A 3,339-nucleotide genomic window follows, 5' to 3' on the forward strand; every position below is an offset into this window, starting at 1 on the left:
CCGTCACCGCGGCCCGTGACGGCGCCGACGTGATCTACCAGGGCACGTTCTTCGACGGGCGCTTCCTGGGGTTCTGCGACTTCCTCGTCCGCGAGGGCGACGCCTACGCCGTCTACGACACGAAGCTCGCCCGCAGCGCGAAGGTGGAAGCGTTGCTGCAGCTCGCCGCGTACGGCGCTGCGCTCGAAAGCAGCGGTGTGCCGGTGGCCTCGCACGTGCACCTGATCCTCGGCGACAACTCGGTGTCGTCGCACGCGTTCGCCGACCTCGCCCCCGTGTACACGCAGCGGCGAACCCATCTGCAGGATCTCGTCGACGGCCATCGCCGCCGCGGTGTGCCGGCGCGGTGGAACGACCCGCAGCATTCGGCGTGCGGGCGGTGCGAGGTCTGCGAGCCGCAGGTCGCGGCCCATCGCGACCTTCTGCTGGTCGCCGGGATGCGCTCCACCCAACGAGCGCGGCTGATCGCCGGTTGCGTCACGACGATCGACGAACTCGCTGCCCGCGAAGAGCCCGTCGCCGACATGTCGCACCGCACCTACGCGAGTCTGCGGGCACAGGCGAGTGCACAGGTCCGGCAGGAACGCGACGGCGAGCCGTTCGTCGACGTCTTCTCCCCCGCCTCCCTCGCGGCACTGCCCGAACCCGACGACGGCGACATCTTCTTCGACTTCGAGGGCGATCCCCTGTGGTGTGAGGACGGCAGCGCGGGGTGGGGCCTCGAGTATCTCTTCGGTGTCGTCGAGGGGCCTGCGACAACACCGCGCTTCCGGCCGTTCTGGGCGCACAACCGGTCCGAGGAGCGACGAGCCCTGCTCGACTTCCTCGACTACGTGACCGAACGCAGGCGGCTGCATCCGAAGATGCACGTCTACCACTACGCGTCCTACGAGAAGTCCGCCCTGCTCCGGCTCGCCGGTCGCTACGGAGTGGGTGAGGAGGCGGTCGACAACCTGCTCCGCGACGGTGTCCTGGTCGACCTGTATCCGATTGTGCGCGCATCCATCCGGGTCGGTCAGCCGTCGTACAGCATCAAGAAACTCGAACCCCTCTACATGGACGGTCGCGAAGGAGACGTGCTCGACGCCGGCGCATCGATCGCCGCCTACGCCCGCTACTGCGATCTGCGCGACGCCGGAAAGGACGACGCCGCAGCCGAATTGCTGGCTTCCATTGCGTCGTACAACGAGGACGACTGCATCTCGACACTGCACCTGCGCGACTGGTTGTCCGCCCGGGCACGCGAACACGGCGTGGCGACGTCGGGCGTGGTCCACGAGGAAGCCGCGATCCCACCCGAACCACATCCCGTCGAGACGAAACTGCTCGAATACGTCGGCGGCACCCTGGGCGGCGAGCGCACGGCCGATCAGCAGGCGGCCGCCTTGATGGCGGCCGCCTTGATGGCGGCCGCACTCGGTTATCACCGTCGCGAACGCAAACCGTTCTGGTGGAGCCACTTCGACCGACTGTCGCATCCCGTGGACGAGTGGGCCGACACCCGCGACACGCTCGTCGCGACGTCCGTCACCGTCGAAGAGGACTGGCATACCCCCAAAGGGAAACGGAAACCCCGGCGGCACCTGCGCCTCGTCGGCGATTTCGACACCGGAAGCACCGTGCGGGCGGACGACAAAGTGTTCCTGCTGTACGAGCAGCCGGCGCCGGAGGGTCTACCCGACGGCGGGCCGTGCACCCGCGCGTGGTCGAACGGTACGGTCCTCGAGCGCTCCATCGACCCGGAATTCCACGACGTGCTCGTCGTCGCGGAAATGCGGCAACTCGAGCGCGAGTACCCGACGCTGCCGATGGCGCTCACACCCGGCTCCCCCATCCCGTCGTCGAGCATCGAGAAGGCCGTCGAGACCGCCGCCGAGGGGATGTGCGGTCACCTACCCGAATTGCCGCGCACACCGGCAGTGGACGTACTGCGACGCATCCGGCCGCGCACGCGGTCCGGAGCCGCGCTGCCGACGGTGTCCGGCGGTGACTTCGCCACCGCCATCACCGTGGCCCTTCTGGACCTCGACAATTCCTACGTCGCGGTCCAGGGACCGCCCGGCACCGGCAAGACCTACACCGGCTCACGAGTCGTCGCGTCGCTCGTCCGTGAGCACGGCTGGCGGGTGGGCGTCGTCGCGCAGTCGCACTCGGTGGTCGAGAACATGCTCGACGGGATCGTCGAGGCAGGCCTTCCCGGCGAGATCGTCGTGAAAGGCAAAGCCAAGACCCGGAATCCGGCGTGGACACCGTTCAAAGACACCAAGGGCGTCGCCGTTCACCTGGCCGCGCGCGAGGGCGGCTACGTCGTCGGCGGCACGGCATGGGATTTCACGAACGTCAACTGCATCCCTCCGGACAGCCTCGATCTGCTGGTGATCGACGAGGCCGGGCAGTTCTGTCTCGCGAACACCGTGGCCGTCGCGAGCTGCGCACGAAACCTGTTGCTGCTCGGCGATCCTCAGCAACTCCCCCAGGTGAGCCAGGGCACCCATCCCGAACCGGCGGACGCCTCGGCGCTGGGCTGGCTCGCGGACGGACACGGCGCGCTGCCCGCCGACCGTGGCTACTTCCTGTCGCGCACCTGGCGCATGCACCCCGCCCTGTGCGAACGGGTGTCGAACCTGTCGTACGAGGGCCGGCTGTTCTCGCAGATCGACGTCACGACCGGCCGGTCGCTGGAAGGTGTGCCGCCGGGCGTGCGTACCGCGATCGTCGAGCACGTCGGCAACGCGACCTGTTCGGCCGAGGAGGTCGACGAGATCGTGCGCCGGATCCGGGCGCTGCTCGGCACCCCGTGGCGGGGCAGGGCTTCGGAGCCGGCACGTCCGCTCGACGAGACCGACGTGCTCGTCGTCGCCCCCTACAACGCGCAGGTGGCGCTGCTCCGCAGAACGCTCGCGACGGCCGGACTCGAACGCGTCGAGGTCGGCACCGTCGACAAGTTCCAGGGACGTCAGGCGGCGGTGGTACTGATGTCGATGACGGCGTCGGCGATCGAAGACGTCCCCCGCGGTATGTCGTTCCTGCTGTCGCGCAACCGCCTCAATGTGGCGCTCTCGCGCGGGCAGTGGGAGGCGATCGTCGTGCGATCCCGCGCGCTCACCGACCATCTGCCGTCGACGCCGGAAGGCCTGACCGAGTTGGGCGCGTTCCTGCGCTCCACCGGCGGTCCGTGATCGGTCTCACACCATGGGCTAGAATCGAACTGTTTGTAACTCCCAGTATCACCAACGCGGCAGTATCACCAACGCGGCAGTATCACCAACGCGGCAGTATCACCAACGCGGCAGTATCACCAACGCGGCAGTATCACCAACGCGGCAGTATCACCAACGC

At 68.2% G+C, this 3,339-nt stretch carries 1 protein-coding gene; it reads left to right on the forward strand.

Translation table 11 applies throughout. The features are described 5' to 3' along the window. Window positions 1-3,179 (forward strand): TM0106 family RecB-like putative nuclease (locus tag Q8814_RS25180; RefSeq protein ID WP_330154684.1); only part of this gene is annotated, 3,179 nt, incomplete at its 5' end. Window positions 3,180-3,339 lie beyond the last annotated feature (160 nt).

The organism is Rhodococcus chondri (assembly GCF_036327435.1).
Taxonomy (GTDB): Bacteria; Actinomycetota; Actinomycetes; order Mycobacteriales; family Mycobacteriaceae; genus Rhodococcus; species Rhodococcus chondri.